This window comes from Synechococcales cyanobacterium T60_A2020_003 (assembly GCA_015272205.1).
Classification (GTDB): domain Bacteria; phylum Cyanobacteriota; class Cyanobacteriia; order RECH01; family RECH01; genus JACYMB01.
On the sequence record JACYMB010000319.1, the window covers coordinates 1 to 3,166 of the forward strand.

2 protein-coding genes are annotated in these 3,166 nt (G+C 50.8%); both read right to left on the reverse strand.

Going from position 1 to position 3,166, the window contains the following annotated elements:
• Positions 1-228: 228 nt before the first annotated feature.
• A complete protein-coding gene (locus IGR76_15715) occupies positions 229-1,929 on the reverse strand; it encodes a YdiU family protein (protein MBF2079919.1) in 1,701 nt (566 codons plus the stop codon).
• 143 nt (positions 1,930-2,072) lie between these two features.
• The gene (locus IGR76_15720; protein ID MBF2079920.1) at positions 2,073-2,723 is read right to left on the reverse strand and encodes a Uma2 family endonuclease; all 651 of its coding nucleotides are present in this window, start codon (positions 2,721-2,723) and stop codon (positions 2,073-2,075) included.
• Positions 2,724-3,166: the final 443 nt, after the last annotated feature.

The window sequence follows — 3,166 nt, forward strand, 5'->3', positions numbered from 1 at the left end:
ACGCGAATCTGGGGCAACCCAGAGGAGAAGCCCGCGCCGTACTGCCTAAGCGGTCGGCGTCGGGAGCATGTCACAAATGCGCGGCCAATTCCATCACTTGTCTCATCCTAGCTCGATTCTAGATAACCTTATCTTATCTAGAATCAAAAATTAAAGGCGCGCGACGATCGCGCAGATGGCAGGTGTTACCGATCGCACCTGGTTCCAATTTTCAATTTCTATTCGAAATCAAGATGAACAGCTGTAGTGCGATACGCCACCAACGCCAGAAAACGCGCTCGGTCTGAGACGATAGTATTTATCTTCGATATCTTGTGATTGCTCATCATAGGGATGGCTAAACACTGCTTGCAACTCTTTAATTAAGCTGTAGTCACCCTGCATGGCTTGTTGATAGGCAGGGATAACCAACCACTCTCGCCATGTGTATTTGGGATTAGTCTGTTTCATCTTGCTTGATATCGCCGCCGGATTGCCGTCGTTAATCAGGCTATGCCAGCTTTTTAGCCAAGTTTGCCATTGTTCATCGAGCTGTGGTGACGTTTTAGCATAAAAGCTCTTTTGCAAGGCTGAAACATCGTCTGGTATGTGGGATAATTCGCGGAAGAGCATGGTGTAATCCACATCTGAGTCGGCCATTAGCTGCATTAGTTGCTTAAATAGCTCTGGGTCAAATTCAGTCAGGCCCAGTTTGGCCGCCCACATTGTTTGGAGTTGTTTTTGCATGGCTTCTGCAAAGCCACGGCCGACTTGGTCAAACTGTTCTAACGCTTCAGCAGCATCTGCCAGTAACGGTCTCACAGCTTTCCAAAACATATAGTAATTCGCTTCTGCTGCCTTGGGCTGATTGAAAAACGCAAAGTGATCGCCGCCGCCAGTCCAAGGTTGAAACCAAGGGTCAAAAATTTCACAAAACCCAAGGGGGCCATAGTCGAGCGTAAAGCCACCAGCGGCGCAGTTGTCACTATTGAAATTACCCTGGCAATAGCCAACCCGTAGCCAATTGGCGACTAGTGAAGTAAGCCGCTGGCGAAATTGCTGTGCCAACTCAACCAATTGATCGGCAAAACTTAGGGGTTGATTAATGTCACTTTTGTATTCTCGCTCAATCAAATGCGACACAATCATGCGCAACTCCTCTAATGCGTTTGGATGAGCATTACTTCGGGCACGGCGGGCAAATAGCTCGATCTGACCAACGCGCAAGAAGGAAGGTGCAACGCGAGTTGAAATCGCGACCGGATTTTCTACCCAAATATCCGGTTCAAAGGAGTGGGAGTCTTGCGAATACCAAGGCCGAGTAACGGTCTCGGATTTAGACACATACAGGGTCAAAGCGCGGGATGTTGGCACGCCTAACGCATACATATATTCTTGCGCGAGAAACTCACGCACACTTGAGCGTAAGACCGCGCGCCCGTCGCCGCCCCGGCAATAGGGCGTGGGGCCACTGCCTTTCAATTGCATTTCCCAGCGCTGGCCATTGATGATTCCTTCAAATACCGATATCGCCCGACCATCGCCATACCCATTACCCGTACGGAATGGACAATTTTGGATATATTCGGTGCCATAAATCGACAGTGCATACCCCGTTGCCCAGCCAACTTGACGCATCGGTGCGTGGACCGCAGACAGATCACCCGAAAAGACCTGGCGAAATTTGTCATCAAGCGCCAGCCCGTCGCTCAACTCAAGTTCCTGAAAGAAAGTACTGCTATGGGTTACATATTCTGGTTCTGCAAGTGGCGTAGGTGTCACAGGTACAAAATGACCCGAAAAGACCTGGCGGGCACGGTGATCATCCCCATCGATCGTGGCATCAGGGTCAGCATTTAAGGTATCCATCAGGGAATAATCCGCCAATCGTACAAAGTCATCGAAGGTCGTGACGCACGGCTCAGCAGATGGTTTAGCTGGACATGACATTGTTTCTAGCACCCGTATGACTGGGAAGATTCAGGTTTAGAGGACTTTGCTGAGGCTAGCATACTCAAGAATGCTGTTGGCGAATGTGCTTCATAAATGACAAACGTTACAGGGAGCGGGCTTCTGACTGGCGGACGACCTAGCTAGTCTGGCTCGACCCCTAACTCTCGCAATTTAGCGATCAATCTTTCGTTCTGCTGTTGCGCAGCTTCGGCCCGTTGGCTCTCGGCTTCCGCTGACTCTTCGGGAGTTGGCACCAGAACACCCTCGGGGGTGAAAAACCGCAGCTTCCTCTCATGTACTCCTAAAAACAACCCTAACTGCTGACTCCATAGATGACCGGCTTCATTCGCCTCCAGGGCAACATACGCCCCATCCAACAGATGAAATCCTTGCAATTCGAGGCTGTGCGGGTCAAACCAAAAGTAGTCGGGGGTGCGAAATACATTGGCATACAGCGTTTTCTTCAGTCCTCGATCGACTGCGGCGGTTGAGTCGGACAGTAATTCGATGATGATGTGCGGATATTGACCATTCTCTTCCCAGACGGTCCAACTCCGGCGCTCACGTTTCTCTGCGCCTAAGACGACAAAGAAGTCGGGGCCGCGAAAGTCTTCTGATTTTTTCTGGCGGGGACTGTAGTAAATCGTCAGATTGCCAGCGGCAAAGTAGTCATTCCGGTCTTTCCAGAACCAGTTGAGGCAGGTTAAGAGCAGCATCAGCTGCTGCAGGTGGAGGGAACTTTCCAAGGGCGGTTCATCACTATATAAATCACCTGGCGGGAAGACAACCATGTCGGGGGAAACCGCATCGATCGGTTGCCCATCGACGCGATCGACATTGTCCGATTTCAGTTGCGTTGATGCGGCGGCGACTACGGACATGGAGTATCCCTCTCGGCTGGCCAATTTCTTCCTATTGTAATCATTTCTGGGGTGGGCGGTGATGCAGTTCGAGCAGCCTGATTGAGTCCGGTAGCGTAGCCGCACTTTCCGACAACTTCTTCTGGGGGAGCGATATGGATTCGTTTAGAGCGGCTATCGCCGCGTGACGGTGCAACGTGATCGTGCGCATGGCGCTGATGTTTGACTGATTGTCCCTTCCAAGTTTCAGTTCATTCAGCCCTTGCCGCCTTCCACACAATCGAAATTTTGGCAGGTTTAAATTAAACCTTATCGGGAGTAAGGGGTTGTAGAATCAAAATAGCCCAGTTGTGCGGAGTTGTCGCCCGATGCAA

Bases quoted from the DNA above. Each gene is read 5' to 3' on its own strand.
- IGR76_15715 (MBF2079919.1), bottom strand. From the start codon at position 1,929: ATGTCATGTCCAGCTAAACCATCTGCTGAGCCGTGCGTCACGACCTTC.
- IGR76_15720 (MBF2079920.1), bottom strand. From the start codon at position 2,723: ATGGTTGTCTTCCCGCCAGGTGATTTATATAGTGATGAACCGCCCTTG.